Source organism: Vibrio sp. T3Y01 (genome assembly GCF_013114525.1).
Taxonomy (GTDB): Bacteria; Pseudomonadota; Gammaproteobacteria; order Enterobacterales; family Vibrionaceae; genus Vibrio; species Vibrio chagasii_B.
The window spans coordinates 88831-107957 of the sequence record NZ_VTXJ01000006.1; the positions used below are offsets into that span (position 1 = coordinate 88831).

Genomic DNA, 19127 nt, shown 5'->3' on the forward strand with positions numbered 1-19127 from the left:
CGTCAACATAGCTATATAAACACTATCAAAAACTCAATAATACAGAATCAAAAAAGTCGACATCATCATTCGATGAAACGTCGACTTATTCAAAGTAATCAGCTTCTAGCGTTTAACTGCTTTTCTAACACCAGCGATCAAAATCAGCATACCTAGCAAACCAAATGAAACACTACCGCCGCTACTGCCAGAGCTCGATGGAGTACGCGCGTTCACATAAGCAGTGCGCTTAGCATCGGTAGAGACAAACTTAGGTGTTTCATTACCGGCTACGACACTATCAATCCAATCTTTGTAGTCATAGATTTCTGTGAATACCGATGTGACGGTAGAACTACCACCACAAGTTTCAGGGCCAAAGCTGGTAATACCGACTTGTCTGTAGTCCGAACCATCTAACCAGTAAACTGGGCCGCCAGAATCACCTTGGCACGTACCACCGTATAAACCAGTGAACACGCTGTAATCCCCTCTAAAACAAATCTGATTATCCGTTAAAGCAGAGCCATCGGAAAAAGCCGACGCGCATGTGGTATTATCTACATAGTTAAGCGGTGCTCTTTGTAAAATCGTCGTAGCATCAAAACCAGAACGAGTATCACCATGCCCTACTGCGACGAAGTCATTAGCCACACTACGGTAAGAGTCATTTGACGGTCGCTTAACCACGTCATTAACTGAATCGATATTAAGTGCACTTTCTAGCTTTAGAACGGCAACATCGTTACGCAATAAATCACTCAACGCATTTGAATAATCGCTGCGATAGTAAACTTCGGTTACACGTGCTTTTTGAATATTACCATTCGGGAATTGAGACGTATCTTCAAGCTGAGGAACAACCGTAGTAAATAACTGCCCTTCTTCATTTCCATAAATACAGTGCGCAGCAGTCAGAATATGAGTCGGATTTAAAATGGTTGCGCCACAATAAGCACCTGTCGAGTACACACCATCGTAATCAATACGATCGATGAACAAGCTGGCCATTGAAGGGAAATCGCTAACTGATGCATCGCTGCCATTAACAATATAAGGTGTCACAGTCGCGTCAGGAGAAACTTCGACCGAGTTTTCTGTCGCCATAACACTTGATGTGTAAATCAATGGTGCTAAAAGCCCTAAAACGGCTTTACGAACTGGACTCATTGTATGATTCACATTCATAGATAACTCCTTGTAACCCCTACTACTTATTTACAAAATTGGTGATTAGACACCATAACACTTACTGACCATCATTATAGTAAGTATTTGTAACGATATTGCCACATCTCTCAATTTATAGACGAATTTAACAACCTGATTTCAATTGTTCTATTCTGCCTTGTATACGTTTCAAAAAACAAAAAAGCCTACCGTTAAACATCCCTAAAAAGAGAAGCTAACAATAGGCTTTCGTTATACTTTGTGTTTTCTCTTAAAAGAGATTAGCCACGGTAGTAACGTTGAGGTACGAATGGCATTTTTTCTACTGTCATTGGTAGCTTCTTACCACGAACTTCAGCAAATACTTCTGTACCGATAGCCGCTAGATCAGTACGCACGTATGCCATTGAAACAGGTTTACCCGCGTTAGGACCGGCAGTGCCACTCGTTACCACACCTACTTTGTTTCCTTCCGCATCGAACAGTTCAGCACCTTCACGTACAGGCGCTTTAGTTTGACCCACTAGACCAACACGCTTGCGTTGAACGTCTTTAGTTGCGATTTGTTCAAGGATGATATCAGCACCTGGGAAACCGCCAGCACGCTCACCGTCAGTACGACGCACTTTTTGAATGCCCCATAGAAGGCTAGCTTCTACTGGAGTCGTTGTTGTGTCTAAGTCATGACCGTATAGGCATAGGCCACACTCAAGACGAAGTGAATCACGTGCGCCAAGGCCAATCCACTCTACTTCAGCTTCTGCCGTTAGTTTACGCGCTAGTGCTTCAGCGTAATCGTTCGGTACTGAGATTTCATAGCCATCTTCACCTGTGTAACCACTGCGGCTCACGATGCACTCTACGCCGTCGATATCGACTTTTTGAACATCCATGAACAACATGTCTGCAACGCTTGGTTGGAAACGAGCAAGAACTTCAGACGCTTTCGGGCCTTGAAGTGCTAATAGAGCGCGGTCATCAATCACTTCCATTTCTACATCTGCAGGAAGGTGAGCCGTTAGGTGGTCGATATCTTGTGTTTTACACGCCGCGTTCACAACAACAAATAGGTGATCGCCAAGGTTAGCAACCATAAGATCATCCATGATGCCGCCCTGTTCATTAGTAAAGAACGCGTAGCGCTGCTTACCAGAAGGCAGGTCGATAATATCTACTGGAACCAGAGATTCTAAAACAGCGGCTGCATTTTCACCGTGTAGACGCAGTTGCCCCATGTGAGAAACATCAAAAAGACCAGCAGCGTCACGAGTGTGTAAGTGCTCTTTCTTTACACCTAGTGGATACTGAACTGGCATGTCGTAGCCAGCAAAAGGAACCATTTTTGCACCGACTTCAACGTGAAGCGCATGCAGAGGCGTTTGTAGTAGGTCTTGATTAGCGTGTTCTTGAGTCATTTTATTCTCCATGAAGCGTTGCAGGCTTTCCAAATCGAATCTGCCGCTTATATCTCTATTTAGAGTCGCCTCTAACGATATGGGTTAACGTTAGAAACAGTAGATAGTAAAAAGTGATGTCTTCTATATGGGCTTTTATTACTAGCGATATAAAAAGAGGCTTCTGTATAAAAGCTATACGACTCACTTTCTAAGAATTCACTTCAGTAAACTTCAATCAACATGAGTAAACCGTGTTCACTATAGTAAACAAGCCTGAGTCAGTTTTACACCCTTAACAAGATTAAAACAGCTCAAAATGTGACATTTAACAATTTAAAAACAATTTTCAATCGCATACAAAAACGCGATATTGGTGCTTTTCACACCAATATCGCGTCTTTTGGCAAACGTTAGAAACAAAAGCAAACGTTTGCATTCACTATAAGAAATTCTAACTTTGTTAACTTATTTTGCAGTCACCCACAAAATCAGTGCATCTTCTGTACTAGTAGAAATCAACATATGCCCCATGTTGGCGTCGTAATACATGCTGTCACCTTCGCTCATGGGTACCGGCTCATAGAATTCTGAGTAGAACATCACATCACCAGAGATCACCATCAAGAACTCTTCACCATCGTGGCGAACCCAATCGTTATACTCTTCAAAGGTGCGTGCTCTCACTCGGCTCTTGAACGGCATCATCTTCTTATTCGAAAGTTCTGTCGCCAGCAGTTCATGCTCGTAAGTCGGAGTTGGGTGAGGTTTGCCCTGGCCTGCTTTAGTTAAGTCACGACGTCCTGTGGCAACTTTTTTTCTTGGCGGCTCAAAGAGTTGCGGCATATCGATTTGCAAACCCATAGCCAATTTCTGCATCGCTTGGAACGTCGGTGAGATTTGTTCGTTCTCGATTTTACTCAGCGTAGAGCGCGCCAAACCAGTGCGTTGGCTCGCCTCTTCTAACGTAATGCCCAGCTTGCTGCGGATATCTTTAATACGCTGGCCGAGCCTAAGTGGTTCGATATTCTGATCTAACGTCTCTTTCGCCAACGTTAAAGATGGGTACTCATCATAAATGTCTTCTGACATAGGTCCCTCATTTATTTCTTACTTCCTGTCTATTGATTTCATTGTTGCATGAAGCGCTTTGTTGATTAAAGAGCACACAGGGAAATAAAGCGTGCTCCCTGTAGCAAAACGAGAAAAACTGTTTCCTATTGGAAATTTTTGTTGAAAATTGATTTTATCGGAGCTATGTTATCGACTTGTTAGATGAAGAGATGCTACTTCAGCTTGCAGCAAGTGATAGATTTAACATTTGTAAGAGCTGTTTTTTACCCGAAATTTTTGGGAACCAATTCGTGCTGCATTGACCCTACAACGATCGCTTTGACGCTATGGTCGTATAAATAAGAAGCAACGCACTATTTATACACCTATATAACGCAAACGATACCGATGCAGAAATCAACGTAAGACCTAATGGACTATAAAAACAATCACCATTAGCTTAATGAAAGGTCTCGACAATGAACGCTTATCAAAACCATAGCTTAGACAGTTTTTTCTCTACGAACCTATCTGCGACTGACGACGCAGTATTTGCTGGAATCCAAGCAGAGAACACTCGTCAAAACGAACAAATCGAACTTATTGCTTCTGAGAACATCGTTTCTAAAGCAGTAATGCAAGCTCAAGGCACTTGCCTTACCAACAAATACGCAGAAGGCTACCCAGGTCGTCGTTACTACGGTGGTTGTGAGCACGTAGATACAGTAGAAGCTATTGCGATTGAACGTGCTAAACAGCTATTCAAGTGTGAATACGCGAACGTACAACCTCACTCAGGTGCTCAAGCGAACGGCGCAGTTAAACTTGCCCTACTTCAACCTGGCGACACTATCCTAGGTATGTCTCTTGACGCTGGTGGTCACCTTACGCACGGTGCACGCCCTGCGCTTTCAGGCAAATGGTTCAACGCAGTTCAATACGGCGTAGACCGCGACACTCTTGAAATCGATTACGAAGCGGTACGCGCTCTTGCTATCGAATGCCAACCTAAAATGATTATTGCAGGTGGTAGTGCTATCCCACGCGTTATCGATTTCGCTAAATTCCGCGAAATCGCTGACGAAGTTGGCGCTATCCTAATGGTAGATATGGCACACATCGCGGGTCTTATCGCGACAGGTGCACACCCTAGCCCACTGCCACACGCACACGTTGTAACGACAACGACACACAAAACACTTCGTGGCCCACGCGGCGGTATGATTCTGACCAACCACGAAGACATCAATAAAAAGATCAACTCTGCAGTATTCCCAGGCCTACAAGGCGGCCCACTAATGCACGTAATTGCGGCTAAAGCTGTCGCATTTGGCGAAGCACTTGGCCCAGAATTTAATACTTATATTAATTCAGTGATCGATAACGCAAAAGTTCTTGCTGAAGTGTTGCAAACTCGCGGTTGTGACATTGTGACTGGCGGAACGGACACGCACCTAATGCTGGTTGACCTTCGTCCTAAGGGCTTGAAAGGTAACGTAACTGAAGAAGCATTAGAGCGTGCTGGGATCACATGTAACAAAAATGGCATACCATTCGACTCAGAGAAGCCTATGATTACTTCGGGTATTCGTTTAGGTACGCCAGCTGGAACCAGTCGTGGTTTTGGCACTGAAGAATTCAAACTTATCGGTGAATGGATCGGTGATGTTCTTGATGGCTTAGTTGAAAGCCCTGAAGGCAACGCTGAAGTTGAGCAACGTGTTCGCAAGCAAGTTAAAGAGCTTTGCAAACGCTTCCCTCTTTACCGTTAATCCGTTTTTAAGATTTAAATTAAAACCTCATAAATTTTTGGAGAATAAGCAATGGACAATACACTTAAGTTTGCAGACAGCCACGAGTGGGTAAAAGACAACGGTGACGGTACTGTAACTATCGGTATTTCTGAGCACGCTCAAGAGATGCTAGGTGACGTTGTGTTTGTTGACCTGCCTGAAACTGAAGACGAAATTGAAGCTGGCGAAAGCTTCTCTCTAGTTGAGTCAGTTAAAGCTGCTTCTGATATCTACGCGCCAATCTCTGGTGAAATCGTAGAAATCAACGAAGAACTAGAAGATAGCCCAGAGCTAATCAACGAAGAACCTTATGAAGGTGGTTGGATTGTTAAAGTGAAGATGTCTGATGCGTCTGAACTAGACAACCTTAAAGATGCGGAAGAATACCTAAGCTCTATCGAAGAAGACTAATAGGTAACCTCATTACGATAAAGCTGCTCTTGTGAGCAGCTTAATTTTAGGGGCTAGCTCACGGCTCCAGAGAGAAAGTAGAACGATATCATGACTGAATTACTTCAAAGCCAATTACTGAAAGACTTGGGTACACAAAACGAGTTTGTTGCTCGTCATAACGGCCCAAATAAAGCAGACCAGCAAAAAATGCTTGAAGCGATCAACGCGACTAGCCTAGACGCACTGATCGACGAAACGGTTCCTGCACAAATCCGTCTTGAAAAACCAATGACACTTGCTGCGCCACTGAGCGAAATGGACATGCTGACCTCTCTTAAAGAGATCGCTAACCTAAACCAAGTGAAACGTACTTTCATTGGCCAAGGCTACTACAACACATTCACTCCAAACGTTATTCTACGTAACGTTTTAGAGAACCCAGGCTGGTACACAGCTTACACACCATACCAACCAGAGATTTCTCAAGGTCGACTTGAGTCTCTGCTTAACTACCAACAAATGGTAATGGACCTTACAGGTATGGAAATCGCGAACGCGTCTCTTCTTGACGAAGCGACAGCGGCTGGCGAAGCAATGACACTGTGTAAGCGTGCTGGTAAAAGCAAGAGCAAAGTATTCTTCGTTGCTGACGATGTTCACCCTCAAACACTAGAAGTTGTTAAAACTCGTGCTGAGTACATCGGTTTTGAAGTAATGGTTGGCGCTCTTGAAACACTTCCAGAGCAAGACGTATTTGGTGCTTTAGTTCAATACCCTGGCACAACAGGCGAAGTTCGTGATCTAACAGACATCATTGCGAAAGCTCAAGCTAACAAAACACTAGTTACAGTGGCTACTGACCTACTTGCTTCTGCTCTACTTAAGCCTGCGGGCGAAATGGGCGCAGACGTAGTTATCGGCAGCGCACAACGTTTCGGTGTTCCTATGGGTTACGGCGGTCCACACGCTGCATTCATGGGGACTCGTGAAAAGCATAAGCGTACAATGCCAGGTCGTGTAATCGGTGTTTCTATCGATACTCACGGTAACCAAGCGCTACGTATGGCGATGCAAACTCGTGAGCAACACATCCGCCGCGAAAAAGCGACATCGAACATCTGTACAGCTCAAGCACTTCTAGCAAACATGGCGTCTTTCTACGCGGTTTACCACGGTGCAGAAGGCCTACGTACTATCGCTCGTCGTACACACCACATGACAGCTATCCTAGCAGCTGGCCTGACTAAAGCAGGTTACGAGCTAACGAATAACAGCTTCTTCGATACCATCACAATCAATTCAGAAGATAAGACAGATGCACTGTACGCGAAAGCGCAAGCAGCAGACATCAACCTTCGCCTTCTTAAAGGTAAGATCGGTATTAGCTTAGATGAAACAACAACGATCGACGACGTGAACGCATTGTTCGCTATCTTCGACGTGAAAGAGGACGTTCAAGCACTTTCTTCTGACATTGCATCAAACGAGTTTGCAGCAATTCCAGAAAACTGCCGTCGTGAATCTGAGTTCCTAACTCACCCAGTATTCAACACGCACCACAGCGAAACGCAAATGATGCGTTACCTAAAACAGCTTGAGAACAAAGACTTCTCACTAACGCACGGCATGATCCCACTGGGCAGCTGTACGATGAAGCTGAACGCTGCCGCTGAGATGATCCCAGTAACATGGCCTGAGTTTGGTTCAATTCACCCATTCGCACCTCTAGAGCAAGCGGCTGGTTACACTGCACTAGCGAAAGATCTTAAAGAGAAGCTATGCGAAATCACCGGTTACGACGATTTCTCACTACAGCCTAACTCTGGTGCATCTGGCGAATACGCAGGTCTAATCGCGATTCAACGTTACCATGCAAGCCGCGGTGAAGCTCACCGTAACGTTTGTCTGATCCCAAGCTCTGCGCACGGTACTAACCCTGCAACAGCATCAATGGTTTCAATGAAGGTAGTAGTTGTTAAGTGTGATGAAGATGGCAACATCGACATGACAGACTTAGCTGCGAAAATCGAGAAGCACAAAGAAAACCTATCAAGCATCATGATCACTTACCCTTCTACGCACGGCGTATACGAAGAGCAAGTGAAAGAAGTGTGTGAACAAGTACACGCAGCGGGCGGTCAGGTTTACCTAGACGGCGCGAACATGAACGCTCAAGTAGGCCTAACTTCGCCTGGCTTCATCGGTTCAGACGTATCTCACTTGAACCTACACAAAACATTCTGTATCCCACACGGTGGTGGTGGTCCGGGTATGGGTCCTATCGGCGTTAAATCGCACCTAGCACCTTTCCTACCAGGTCACATCGAAAACGGTGTACAAGGTTCTGACTACGCGGTATCAGCTGCAGATCTAGGTAGTGCTTCAATTCTACCTATCTCTTGGGCTTACATCGCAATGATGGGCGAACCTGGCCTAACAGACGCAACGAAAGTAGCGATTCTGAACGCGAACTACGTGATGGAAAAACTACGTCCTCACTACCCTGTTCTTTACCGTGGTACTAACGGCCGCGTAGCGCACGAATGTATTATCGATATTCGTCCACTTAAAGAAGATACAGGCATCAGCGAAGAAGATATTGCTAAGCGTCTAATGGACTTCGGTTTCCACGCGCCTACGATGTCTTTCCCAGTAGCTGGCACACTCATGGTAGAGCCAACTGAATCAGAAGATTTAGAAGAGCTAGACCGTTTCTGTGAAGCGATGATCGCAATCCGCCACGAAATGGCAGCAGTGAAAAACGGTGAATGGCCACTAGACAACAACCCTCTAGTGAACGCACCACACACACAAGTTGACCTAGCTGGCGCAGAATGGGATCGCCCTTACTCTCGTGAACTTGGTTGTTTCCCATCGAAAGCAACGAAGAACTCGAAGTACTGGCCTACAGTTAACCGTGTAGACAACGTATACGGCGACCGTAACCTAATCTGTTCTTGCCCAAGCATCGACAACTACGAAGACTAATTCGTAGCGGCGCTTAGCAGCAAAACGTAACAAAAGGCGAACCAAACGGTTCGCCTTTTTGTTGTCTGAAATTTGAGTCCAACAAATGCATTGACCTTAACGTAAGGGAAAGGTTTAAGGTGATATGACATTCACGACAAATTAGGAATCAATTATGGGATGTTGTAACAAAGCGCCAAAAGGTGGTGCTCCTCTTGGCTTGCTTCTAAAAGTCACGCTTGGGATTGGGCTTTTGGTGTTTCTGCCGGCTTTGTGGCAGTAAGTTCAAAACAAAGAAGTGATTGTATGGACGAAATAGAAAGCGCCAAGTTGATTTTGGCGCCATAGTCGTTTGTTATGTTTCTCGTTCGAGTTCTTCATGAAATCTGCGCCATAGGGGTTTGAGTTGCCGCTTAATAGTTTTACTCTGCATCGTTTTTGCAGCCCTTAAACCATATGTAACAAAATTTCGACCACCTAGGTGGGTATAACGACTGTATAATTTACGTTTATATAAATCTTTCTCAGGTAAGCCTTTAGTCAAACGAACAGCGTTATATTTGTCCATTGTTCTTTTAGCTAAACGAATTCCACATTTCATTTTTTCTGAGTATCTAGCCAACGACGAAGAGCGAATATAAGCATTTTCACCATCAAACATAAAACCTAGGTATTGAAGCATTTGGTCTGCTACTAAAACGTCATTTTGATATTTGAATGTTCTTAATTCTGTTTTCTTTGTGTTAATAGTTACTTCTAAACTTTTGACGCGCTCTTGAGCAAAACCAGCTACTTTATCTCTGAGCGGTGCTGGAACAATAAATAGCATATCATCGCAGTAACGATAATATTTACCACCATGTATATCCATGTACTTTTTCATTTCAGCATCAAATTCAAACATGTATATATTTGATAGCAAAGCACTAATTGGTGAGCCCTGAGGGACACCGAACGAGTTTTTATTTGGTTTTATAAGTTTCTTTTTCCTAACAACATCTCGAAACTCCTGAGCTGTACAAACCCGAGTTCGTCCATTTTTAGGGTTGTTTGGTGAAATACCAAATTCCTTATATAGATCAACTTTATTTACTTGTGAGAACTTAGTGATTGATTTGAATACATTAAAGTGATCTGGTGGTAGTTTTTCTTCACCGAGTAAATTAGCCCAACTTTGTTTCAAAAGAGAATGATCTAGAGTGTCAAAAAATTTAGAAAAGTCTAACGCTACTGCGCTACATTCACCCATTTTTTTAATTTGCTCGAATGCCTCGAAAGCAAAATCAATATTACTTTTTCCTAAACCACGAAAAGCAAGGATGCAATCTGATAACCCTGCGCTTTTTAATCTAGATTCGTACTTTCTACTTAATAGATTGGCATAGTAAGCATAGATGTGGCTATCCACATGTGCTGAGTAAGCAATTGGACGCTCTTTAACTGCAATATCAATTTTCCGCGTTTTTTTGTCTTTACTTATTTTTTTTGATTCAACAGCATAGTTGATTAAAGGAAAGAACGCGTGTTTTGACACAAGGTCAGGATTCGTTACAAGGTTACGAGCTTTTTTTAAGCTGATTGGTAAATCGAAATGTAGATAACCACGACTTCGATACCAAAGAGGTATATTTGATGACATTTAGATTCTCTAGCAAAACCGAGGCAGACTTAGAACTGCGGCAATTCCTTACGCCTTACCTCGGCTTAACCAAGTTGTTAAAACAACCATCCACGAGCCCGTAGGCTCTAGCCGCGTCATGTTAGAAATGGATTATACTGTAACTATAACCGTGGAGGTATCTATGAAGACCCTATTCCAGTTCCTGCTGTCTATCTGCTCAGCTTGCCTTGTGGGCATACCGATTGGACTTGACAGCCTGTTAAGCTCCTTTTGATCAACGACTTATTTGCCCCTATCAAAAGCAAGTTCATATTACGCCTATAGGAAACAGAATGCAATACAGCCAATGGAAACATAACGCCCAATTAAGGTGTGAAGCACGCTACCACGATACTCACTTTGACCACCGTAATTACTGAAACTAACTCAAACCCAAGTGCCAAGCGTACTGAATCACTCTTAAATTTTTTGTTAGGCATTACTTACTTGGGGTAGTTATGTATTGAACTTCCCAGCCTAAACTTTTACATGACTCGACAATTTGAGTTGGTTGAACCTCATCTTCATATTGCAGGGCTTTCGAGAGCTGCCCATCTATTTCTCGATCTGCTAGGAGTACAAGTTTAGAGCAAAACATATCGTATCTTTTCCTGACGAGGTATCGCCCAAAACTGCACTTACTATAAATTTTCTCTGTTGTTTCCACCCCAAATGAACTTCTAGTAGCAAGTGCCATTAATTGATATACCCCGAAGAGAAATGCTGAAACCACCCCAAGAACTCCAAAATAAACGGAAAGATTTCCCGTAGAAATCGTAAATATTGAGGAAATGAAAACGATCATTAATACAATTTTGTATAGTGGCAAGGTTGTAGTAGCTAGGGCATGCATCCAAGTATAATCTTTGATTTTTATTTCCGTCGAAAACCTCATTAACTTAGCATGCTCATTTCCTGTCAACTTATTTGGTCGATTAAGAAGAATAACTTTGGATTTGTCTTTCAGAAAGTCGTTTAAGGTGATTTCTCTTACATCATGAGACTCTTCATTGTTGTCACTTTTTACCGCTTCAAGAATTTTATTGTTACTGGTAGCAATAGCGACATGGCTCCATTCGCCACCAGTCCCCAACCTAATAACCTTACTTACGAATCCACTAGATTGAGTTGCTAATATATCTCCAGCTTTCATTACTTCTCACTTTCAGTTATTTAGACATAGTTGCTTGTAATGCTTAACGCCGCGTTAAGTAGTGAGCAACACAACCACGAAACCTAACCATGCCACCGTAAACACTATACTTGATTCAAACTAAAAATGCCGAGCGTTGCGAATCTGTCTTAAACGCTTTGTTATACATTATTTCGACCGCATATCTAAATGGTATCTAAAGAAGTCTAGTGGTTTTATCAGTACAAATGACCAAGCTAAAAGAGCAACTGCGGTGACTTGCGTATATGGAGGAGTTATCCCAGAGAAGTAAGCTGGAAATAGACCTATTAACCCTAAAGGCATAAGAAAAGTACCTAAATATGGCTTTATTTGAGCATTATAGCCCAACAATCGCTCCGCAATAACAATAAAAAATACAACCACAACACCTATGATAATACCTAGAAAAAATGCTGCTATGTAGCCCCAAACCAACCCTAGATTTTGGACGAAATATTCTCCAAATTCTGCAATTAACGAGCAAATAATGGCAGGTATAAAAATCTTCGTAGATAAGTCATCTACTGCTTTCGCATATGTACTACCAAAGGTTTCCACGAATCAAAAATCTCCATAATGTATAACGCCCAATTAAGTTGTGAGCAACGCTGTCACCTTACCCGAACACTTCACCTTAATCACTAAACTAACTGAAACCGAAAGTGCCGAGCGTTGCCAATCAGCTTGAATTGCTTGTTATATGCGTACTCATTTAGACCACTGAAATTACAACGCGCTCGTTGTCCGCTGTATCTTCCACTTCCAGTAAAGTTCCTTCCGTCTTAGCATCCTTTAACGCATTTACTAAGGCTTCTAGTTGCTCACCATTTTCGTCGAATTTAGATGATATGTTCTGAGGTATGATATTCGCTACGACTTTGGCCAAACCAAGGGGAATAGACAAGCTGTCTTGCAACTCACCTGAATCACAAGAATAGGTATCGATTTTTAGTTTTCGCATACTAGACCTCTCACCGACTATATGAATCAACTAGAATACGTTACCTTTGAAATATATCTGTGAGCGAGATTAAGGGTTTGAAAGCCTAGAGCATATAACGCCGCGTTAAGTGGTGAGCAACGCTACCACCTTACCTAAACCATTGTGCCGTAAACACTAAAGTTGAATCAAACCGAAAATGCCAAGCGTTGGAAATGATCTTCACCCGATAAAATGGACACCCTATTCTCTTTAACCCGTCACGATTTCATACTCATGTGGGGTTCGATATCCGAGACTTGAGTGCAGTCTACAACGGTTATAAAAATGCTGGATATAACCGGCAAGTTTATCTCTAAGCTGCTTCTCACTTTTAAAACTATTTTTCCTAATTATGTCGCCTTTGAGCGTATGGAAGAATGACTCCACCTCCGCATTATCGGTGCAATGACCTGGACGATTCATACTTGGGACAATTCCATTTTTTGATAATAAAGCTTGAACTTCATGGGCTCGATATTCAGAGCCTCTGTCGGTATGAAACAATAAGCGCTCTTGTGGCTTTCGATTTCTAATGGCCATTCTCAACGAACTCATCGTTAGCTGTGTACTCTTCTTACTACCAAGCGACCAACCGACGATTTTACGTGAGTAAAGGTCGATAACGACGGCTAGATACATCCAACGTTTACCTTGCTTTATATACGTTAGATCTCCAGACCATTGTTGATTAACTGCCGTTGGTTTTGGTGTGTCTTTTTTAATATTCTTAATTGATTGATAGAACCGATGTAGCTTGGCCATTTTCATGTAAATGCGATAACTTCGTGCTCTTAGCCCTTGCTCTCTCATGATCCGAGCCACACGCTTGCGGCTAACCAAAACGCCTTGGCGCCTCAGTTCTGCATGAACTCGTGGGCTGCCGTAAGTCTCTCGACTCTGGGTAAACACTTTAATTATACGCTTCTTCAAAGCCTGCTCTTCTTGATCGTAGCGGCTTGGTTCTCTATCAAGCCATGCGTAGTAACCCGACTTAGAAACAGATAGAAAACGGCACATCAATACAATGGAATAACGCGTTTTGTAATGGGCTATGAATCGGAATTTTGTCGATTTTCTTGGGCAACGAATCGTTGCCACTTTTTTAGCAAGTCATTCTCGAGCTTAAGTTGTTCATTCTGACGTTCGAGCTCTGCAATCCGACTAGACTCAGTTTTCTGGTTCGGGATCTGAGTCCTTTTCTTACGTTTATCTTCCATAATAACCCCTTCTCTATAGTCCTTTCGCCATTTAGAAAGCATATAAGGGTGGATATCTAATGATAGCGCCACGCTTTTAACTGTAGCTCCTTCTCGAAGCGAAAGTCGGACAGCAGTTACCTTAAATTCCGTAAGATATTGTTGAGTTTTTTTACCTGATTTATAAGCTGGCATAAACACCTCCAATTACTATTGAAGGTGTCCACTAGATCGGGTCAACTACAGAGTCACTCTTAAATTGTTTGTTAGGGCACTACTCTCAAAGATGACCACTTTACTAGCCACCCTTTTGAATTTACACGACTTTTAAACGTTTCTTGTGACCTTTTCGGGTTATGTGTGACACAGTAACCAAATAATGATTCATACCCAAAAGCTGATATGCATTCGTACTTTTCAGGAACAACTTGTCGGATACCAATTGCCGTTTCTTTCTCTGGCCAGTAGCTCATAGCGTCTAGTGAACTTGTATAAGGTAAGTCACCATTGCGAGTGTGCATTATTGCCTGATTTCGAACTTGCCAGTTAATTTCCGGCATTAGCTGCTTAAGCTGAGCTTCATAGTATAAATATGCATTATGATCTCGCTCGTCAGGTGCGAAATAGATAACATCCGCATCATTCAATGGTGTCGCCACCTGAAAACCATGTAATGCATCCCACACAAGATTTCGGACGAAACCTGCTGCAATATAGCATTGAGGTAAACCCAATTGAGATACACACTTCAAAGCGTTAACTCTAACTGGATCTTGTTTGATTAATTCTACGATTCTGTCCATTTCGTCCTGTGCCCTAACGCCCTGTTAAAGTGTGAGCAACGCAATAGCGAAGTTCCCGCAAACCACCTTAAACACTAAACGCAACGCATAGTAAAAATGCCACGCGTTGCGAATCACTCTTAAACAGATTGTTAGGCATCTTTTCTCGCCATCAGAATATTTTTTTCCACAAGCTTTCCAACCTAGTCCCAACAATAGCCTTCGCAATGTTATCTAAGCCACGTACCATAACGTACAGACCACCTAGAATTTGAATTCCTTCTGTAACACCTAAGATTTCATAGTCAAAATTGGGGATAAAAACGTAGTATGACATTAATACCCCAACACAAAACTCAAACGTTCCGTACGATAGCCGATAATTTTCACGGTACCAAAAAAGCATAACACCCAATACGGGCAAACCTATTAACGTTCCCCAAACTGATATTGTTTCAACTATTTGGTTTATATTGGAGTAGAGTAAACTCGCTAGAATTGAAGTAACAATACCTAATGTAAAGCTGATGGTTAAGTAGCGTTTCTGAGAGGAAACAACCTTCGCAGCCTTATCTTTTATATCCTCATTTATTGACTCATATTTACTTTGCTCCAGAAACGCTTCACCAGAAATAACGTCAACCTTAAAATCACTTAAGAAGAAAGCTAACGCTCTATCATTTGTAACTACGCAAGGTGAATTAGCCGTATTTTTTTCTGCATATTCAAGTGCTAGCCTAACAGTCTCAAAGTCTGTTCCATTCAGACGTTGAGCATTTCTATCTGATGGGTTAAACCTAAATTCATAGTCTGAAGATGCACTTTCAATGGCAACTCTACCTCTATCAGCAGATAACAACAGCAAGGTAGTAATGTCACGCCATCGACTCCCTTTCCCTGCGAGACTAAGTTCATCAAAAACAGCTCTAGGGATTATTAGGTTATGCTTAGATCCCCTAGATAAAACTTCTGGGTTTTGAATCAATACATTTGTATCAATAATGAATTTTGTTGACATAATACTCCTGATGCCTAACGCCCAATTAAGGTGTGAAGCACGCGACCACTGCACTCGATTTGACCACCGTAAACACAAAACTCAAACCAAACCAAACCAAACCAAACCAAAAATGCCAAGCGTGCTGAATCACTATTAAATTGTTTGTTAGTTTTCAGTGAAATGGACGATTTTTGTATTTATTCCTAAAAACTCATAAGCAGCCGACGCTTTATGAACTAGACCATTATCCCGACAAAAGAATAGCTCGCAAAAAGAAGCTAACCCAGCATGGGTCATGTCACTAAATGAAGCATTAAACCTGGGAGTTTTTTGCATCTTAGAATCTCGATGAAACCCAAGGAAATTCAATTGGTGATATATGGCATTTACTTTTTCTACTGTTGATTTTTCGTTACCAAAATTAGCCTCATATTTTCGAAAATTAATACCAAAGAAATCCTCCAAGGACTCCGATTCGAGGCCATGTTTTTCAAATTCGCTTTGCAGCAACTGCCAGATTTGGTTTATTACGTTCGGACCTTTAATGTTGTTTAGCGTTTTGGGACCTACACCAAAATGACTTTCAAAGTCTCTCACTGCCGCAACACCAGTATTGTCCATTTGTTCACTAATTGTCGAGTATTGTGCTTTGAGGATCTCAGGCAAGCTCTCGATTAGCTGCAGTTGCTCGGTTGTTATTAATGGGTTTTGCTTGAACTCTTCCAACGATGATTGAAGTAATCCTGCTAACTCATCGGTTCCTTTTTCAAAAATATGATTGTAAGACTCATCTTTTCTCCCACCATAGAATTTTTGGAGCATGGCTGTTAAGCCATACCCATATTCTGGCTTGTCTTCGCGGTTAAGTAAGTAATGCTCATAAAGTTTAAAGACATCAACTTGCTGAAGTTCTGCTTCTCCTGTAACACGATTATCTTTGGTTACTGGTACTAGATACTTGGCGCCAATATCACTTAGTACAGCAAGAAATGAATCTTCGTAACCTTTAGACTTGTATATCTCGTTTAATGACTCATAAGAAAACACTGGAGTAATACGATGCTCAGAAAGCAATTCTTTGACATTATGAGGATCTCCCTTAGTCATCAAGTCTAAGATGTTGTGATCTAAATATGCTTTCAACTTGACCTCCGAATCATAGTGAAAACTAACAGTTCTTAGACAGAAAAATTCTGCATTTAAATATAGAATTTTTCTATCTAGTTTCTTATGCCATCAATTGTACTAAATTTAGTTCTTCCATAACAGTGACTTATGATGTGCGCATGGAAATTCAACAAGCAAATATAGAAACTTTCTATCTAGTATGATTCACATTAAAATCATCAGGTTATGTACATAGAAACAGTATCTAACACCATGCAAATCTGGCGTTCTTCCAGAGCAAATTAGCCCCTGTAAATCCAATGCTTGACCCTATACGGTAAGGTGTTTATATTGTCGCCCGCCCAACGGGGCACATCCTAAAATGCACACCGGCCATCCTGCCATCATTCGTGTATTTATATTGGTGTTGTGAACTTCCATGCTAACGAAATTTCGTCCTTTTACTCGTGAATCGGGTGCGCTTATGCATCTTTCGATTCCAATCATTTTGACTCAAATAGCTACCCAAGCGATGGGATTTGTCGATACGACAATGGCTGGCCAGGTAAGTCCTGCCGATCTCGCCGCTATTGCACTTGGCACCAGCCTTTGGATTCCTGTGTTGCTGCTACTGCGTGGCGTGATTATGGCGTTAACGCCAGTCGTTGCTTACCACCGTGGTGCTCGCGACTTCCAAAGTATCTCTGTCGAGTTTTTCCAAATGGTATGGCTTGCATTAATTGCGAGCGTGCTGCTCATCGCTTACCTCGTAAGTGCTAAACCGATCTTAGAATGGATTGGGGTTGCCGCTGAGATCATCCCTATTGGTAGCGATTATGCGTTTGCCCTAGCCTTTGGTGTACCGGGTATTGCCCTGTTCTACACCTTGAACGGCTTCTGTGAAGGTATGAACAACACCAAAGTGCCGATGATCATTTCGGTAATTGGTTTGCTGATTAACATTCCAGTCAACTACGTGCTTATCTACGGTAAGTTTGGCTTCCCTGAAATGGGCGCTGTGGGTTGTGGCTGGGCGACGAGCTTGGTGTATTGGCTAATGTCGGGCATGCTGTATTCCTACATTAAAGGTCATCACCACTACAAGACGATTATTAGTTTTACAGACGCTAAGCCAAAAGCAAAAGAGATGCTTCACCTTCTAAGGTTAGGTTTGCCTATCGGAATGAACATCGCGGTATGTGGCAGCATCTTTGCGGTTATCGCATTGATGATCGGCCGTATTGGTGCCGAGAATGTGGCAGCGGCGCAAATCGCTCTCAATATATCGAGCCTAACTTATGTGATCCCGATGAGTATCTCGTTTGGCATTACGATTCGTGTTGGACACGCTTTGGGTGAAAAAGATGAGCTTGGCGCGATTGAGCGCAGTAAAGTCGGTATTTTGGTGGCAGCATTAATCTCATTGCTTTCGGTAGCGATGTTCCTACTGTTCCCTGAATTAATCATTAGGCTTTACACCACTGACCCAGTAATCAGTGCAACAGCGGCAGTGTTATTGACCTTTACCGCTATGTACCAATTCAGTGATGCTCTGCAAACCTCTGCAAATGGTGCTCTGCGTGGCTATAAAGATACCAAGATCCCGATGATCTTAGCTATCGCTTCATACTGGGGCTTAGCGTTACCACTGGGTATGGTGTTGGGCTTAACAGATCACATTGTTCCTGCAATGGGTGAAGAAGGCTTTTGGATTGGTATTCTAACGGGCTTAAGTGTGTCAGCAGCTCTCATGCTACTTCGCTTACGTTACGTGATTAAGAAGCGTGACTTGCCACCAGCAGATGCGGTAACGGCAAATTAAGAGAAACCAATAAACTGATACAAAAAAGCGCGTTATTGCCATTGGCGATAACGCGCTTTTTATTCGAAGTCTAAAAATCAGTTACAGGATTCGGTTTAACAATTGTTGTTCACAATACGAACTGTACACTCACATCCTTCATCAGGACATTGGCTGCCATTTGTTCGGCCAAAAGAGTCATAAAGAACAAAGCAACCTTGGCGCGTCTCTAGATCCGCATCCGTTATGTTCGTGCTATCTAATTCAGCTTGGGTAAAGTCGTATTCATACCCGATCACAGTGTGTCGATTACCAAAATCAGAAGTTAAGCTGTCATCATCTGATAAGGTCATAAAATCGATCATCGTCAATTTGTCGCCCGACTCCCCTCGGCTTTCCGGACAAAGTGTGCCCCAGTCAACCTCAACACTGCCGATACCAAAATCGATCACATAGTTGCTCTGATCTCCTGGGTTTGATGCATCAGGGTTAAGCCCAGCGATAATAGCTTTAGACGTTACCTGTGTGATTACTCCTTCCATTGCACCCGCAACACCCTCAAGTACCGCTTCTCTCGCCGACTCTTGGATATTAAGAAACCTCGGCGCTGCTGTTACAGCAATAATACCGATTATCACGATCACAACGATTAATTCCATTAACGTAAAGCCGTTTT

At 42.6% G+C, this 19127-nt stretch carries 16 protein-coding genes; 4 read left to right on the top strand and 12 right to left on the bottom strand.

Translation table 11 applies throughout. The features are described 5' to 3' along the window. Positions 1-105 precede the first annotated feature (105 nt). From F0232_RS08450 to F0232_RS08460, 3 genes are all read right to left on the bottom strand, one after another. Entirely contained in the window at positions 106-1167 is a 1062-nt protein-coding gene (locus tag F0232_RS08450; RefSeq protein WP_105058161.1) for a trypsin-like serine protease, read from the bottom strand. Positions 1168-1430: 263 nt separating this feature from the next. Continuing rightward, entirely contained in the window at positions 1431-2564 is a 1134-nt protein-coding gene (gcvT, locus tag F0232_RS08455) for a glycine cleavage system aminomethyltransferase GcvT (protein WP_105058160.1), read from the bottom strand. 447 nt (positions 2565-3011) lie between these two features. Then, complete coding sequence (locus tag F0232_RS08460; protein ID WP_017059847.1) at positions 3012-3635, bottom strand: helix-turn-helix domain-containing protein; 624 nt, start codon at positions 3633-3635, stop codon at positions 3012-3014. 440 nt (positions 3636-4075) lie between these two features. Here F0232_RS08460 and F0232_RS08465 point away from each other — a divergent pair, with 440 nt between their 5' ends. From F0232_RS08465 to gcvP, 3 genes are all read left to right on the top strand, one after another. Next, positions 4076-5368, top strand: a complete 1293-nt coding sequence (locus F0232_RS08465) for a serine hydroxymethyltransferase (protein ID WP_008216961.1) — start codon at positions 4076-4078, stop codon at positions 5366-5368. A 51-nt stretch (positions 5369-5419) separates the two neighbouring features. Further along, entirely contained in the window at positions 5420-5800 is a 381-nt protein-coding gene (gcvH, locus tag F0232_RS08470) for a glycine cleavage system protein GcvH (RefSeq protein WP_008216962.1), read from the top strand. Between the two features lie 90 nt (positions 5801-5890). Beyond that, positions 5891-8770 (top strand): aminomethyl-transferring glycine dehydrogenase, encoded by a 2880-nt coding sequence (gene gcvP, locus F0232_RS08475; RefSeq protein WP_105058159.1) that lies wholly within the window; start codon positions 5891-5893, stop codon positions 8768-8770. Between the two features lie 334 nt (positions 8771-9104). On the opposite strand, the gene drt2 is transcribed toward gcvP, so the two are convergent. The 8 genes from drt2 to F0232_RS08520 form a co-directional block, all read right to left on the bottom strand. Next, positions 9105-10388 carry an antiviral reverse transcriptase Drt2 gene (drt2, locus tag F0232_RS08480; protein ID WP_105058158.1) on the bottom strand — a complete coding sequence of 428 codons (1284 nt, stop codon included), beginning with the start codon at positions 10386-10388 and terminating at the stop codon, positions 9105-9107. Between the two features lie 460 nt (positions 10389-10848). After that, positions 10849-11562, bottom strand: a complete 714-nt coding sequence (locus F0232_RS08485) for a hypothetical protein (protein WP_105058157.1) — start codon at positions 11560-11562, stop codon at positions 10849-10851. Between the two features lie 168 nt (positions 11563-11730). Beyond that, positions 11731-12141 carry a hypothetical protein gene (locus F0232_RS08490; RefSeq protein ID WP_019820679.1) on the bottom strand — a complete coding sequence of 137 codons (411 nt, stop codon included), beginning with the start codon at positions 12139-12141 and terminating at the stop codon, positions 11731-11733. A 154-nt stretch (positions 12142-12295) separates the two neighbouring features. Next, positions 12296-12544 (bottom strand): hypothetical protein, encoded by a 249-nt coding sequence (locus tag F0232_RS08495; RefSeq protein ID WP_105058156.1) that lies wholly within the window; start codon positions 12542-12544, stop codon positions 12296-12298. A gap of 231 nt (positions 12545-12775) precedes the next feature. After that, a protein-coding gene (locus F0232_RS08500) for an IS3-like element ISVisp1 family transposase (protein WP_105058155.1) occupies positions 12776-13956 on the bottom strand; the annotation gives its coding sequence in 2 pieces (ribosomal slippage) (positions 12776-13671 and positions 13671-13956; 1182 coding nt in all). Between the two features lie 71 nt (positions 13957-14027). Next, positions 14028-14564: a nucleotidyltransferase family protein gene (locus F0232_RS08505; protein WP_105058154.1), complete on the bottom strand. Its 537-nt coding sequence runs from the start codon at positions 14562-14564 to the stop codon at positions 14028-14030. A 151-nt stretch (positions 14565-14715) separates the two neighbouring features. Next, positions 14716-15561 carry a PIN domain-containing protein gene (locus tag F0232_RS08515; RefSeq protein WP_105058152.1) on the bottom strand — a complete coding sequence of 282 codons (846 nt, stop codon included), beginning with the start codon at positions 15559-15561 and terminating at the stop codon, positions 14716-14718. A gap of 147 nt (positions 15562-15708) precedes the next feature. Continuing rightward, positions 15709-16686, bottom strand: coding sequence for a hypothetical protein (locus tag F0232_RS08520; RefSeq protein ID WP_105058151.1), 978 nt, complete (start codon positions 16684-16686; stop codon positions 15709-15711). 403 nt (positions 16687-17089) lie between these two features. On the opposite strand from F0232_RS08520, the gene F0232_RS08525 reads away from it, so the two are divergent. Beyond that, positions 17090-18472 (top strand): MATE family efflux transporter, encoded by a 1383-nt coding sequence (locus tag F0232_RS08525; protein ID WP_105058150.1) that lies wholly within the window; start codon positions 17090-17092, stop codon positions 18470-18472. Between the two features lie 95 nt (positions 18473-18567). Here F0232_RS08525 and F0232_RS08530 read toward each other — a convergent pair whose 3' ends face one another. After that, entirely contained in the window at positions 18568-19110 is a 543-nt protein-coding gene (locus tag F0232_RS08530) for a hypothetical protein (protein WP_061031336.1), read from the bottom strand. Between the last annotated feature and the right edge of the window lie 17 nt (positions 19111-19127).

What these genes read in the sequence shown, in the direction of transcription:
- F0232_RS08450 (WP_105058161.1), bottom strand. Translation starts at nt 1,167, where the DNA reads ATGAATGTGAATCATACAATGAGTCCAGTTCGTAAAGCCGTTTTAGGG.
- gcvT (WP_105058160.1), bottom strand. Translation starts at nt 2,564, where the DNA reads ATGACTCAAGAACACGCTAATCAAGACCTACTACAAACGCCTCTGCAT.
- F0232_RS08460 (WP_017059847.1), bottom strand. Translation starts at nt 3,635, where the DNA reads ATGTCAGAAGACATTTATGATGAGTACCCATCTTTAACGTTGGCGAAA.
- F0232_RS08465 (WP_008216961.1), top strand. Translation starts at nt 4,076, where the DNA reads ATGAACGCTTATCAAAACCATAGCTTAGACAGTTTTTTCTCTACGAAC.
- gcvH (WP_008216962.1), top strand. Translation starts at nt 5,420, where the DNA reads ATGGACAATACACTTAAGTTTGCAGACAGCCACGAGTGGGTAAAAGAC.
- gcvP (WP_105058159.1), top strand. Translation starts at nt 5,891, where the DNA reads ATGACTGAATTACTTCAAAGCCAATTACTGAAAGACTTGGGTACACAA.
- drt2 (WP_105058158.1), bottom strand. Translation starts at nt 10,388, where the DNA reads ATGTCATCAAATATACCTCTTTGGTATCGAAGTCGTGGTTATCTACAT.
- F0232_RS08485 (WP_105058157.1), bottom strand. Translation starts at nt 11,562, where the DNA reads ATGAAAGCTGGAGATATATTAGCAACTCAATCTAGTGGATTCGTAAGT.
- F0232_RS08495 (WP_105058156.1), bottom strand. Translation starts at nt 12,544, where the DNA reads ATGCGAAAACTAAAAATCGATACCTATTCTTGTGATTCAGGTGAGTTG.
- F0232_RS08505 (WP_105058154.1), bottom strand. Translation starts at nt 14,564, where the DNA reads ATGGACAGAATCGTAGAATTAATCAAACAAGATCCAGTTAGAGTTAAC.
- F0232_RS08515 (WP_105058152.1), bottom strand. Translation starts at nt 15,561, where the DNA reads ATGTCAACAAAATTCATTATTGATACAAATGTATTGATTCAAAACCCA.
- F0232_RS08525 (WP_105058150.1), top strand. Translation starts at nt 17,090, where the DNA reads ATGCTAACGAAATTTCGTCCTTTTACTCGTGAATCGGGTGCGCTTATG.
- F0232_RS08530 (WP_061031336.1), bottom strand. Translation starts at nt 19,110, where the DNA reads ATGGAATTAATCGTTGTGATCGTGATAATCGGTATTATTGCTGTAACA.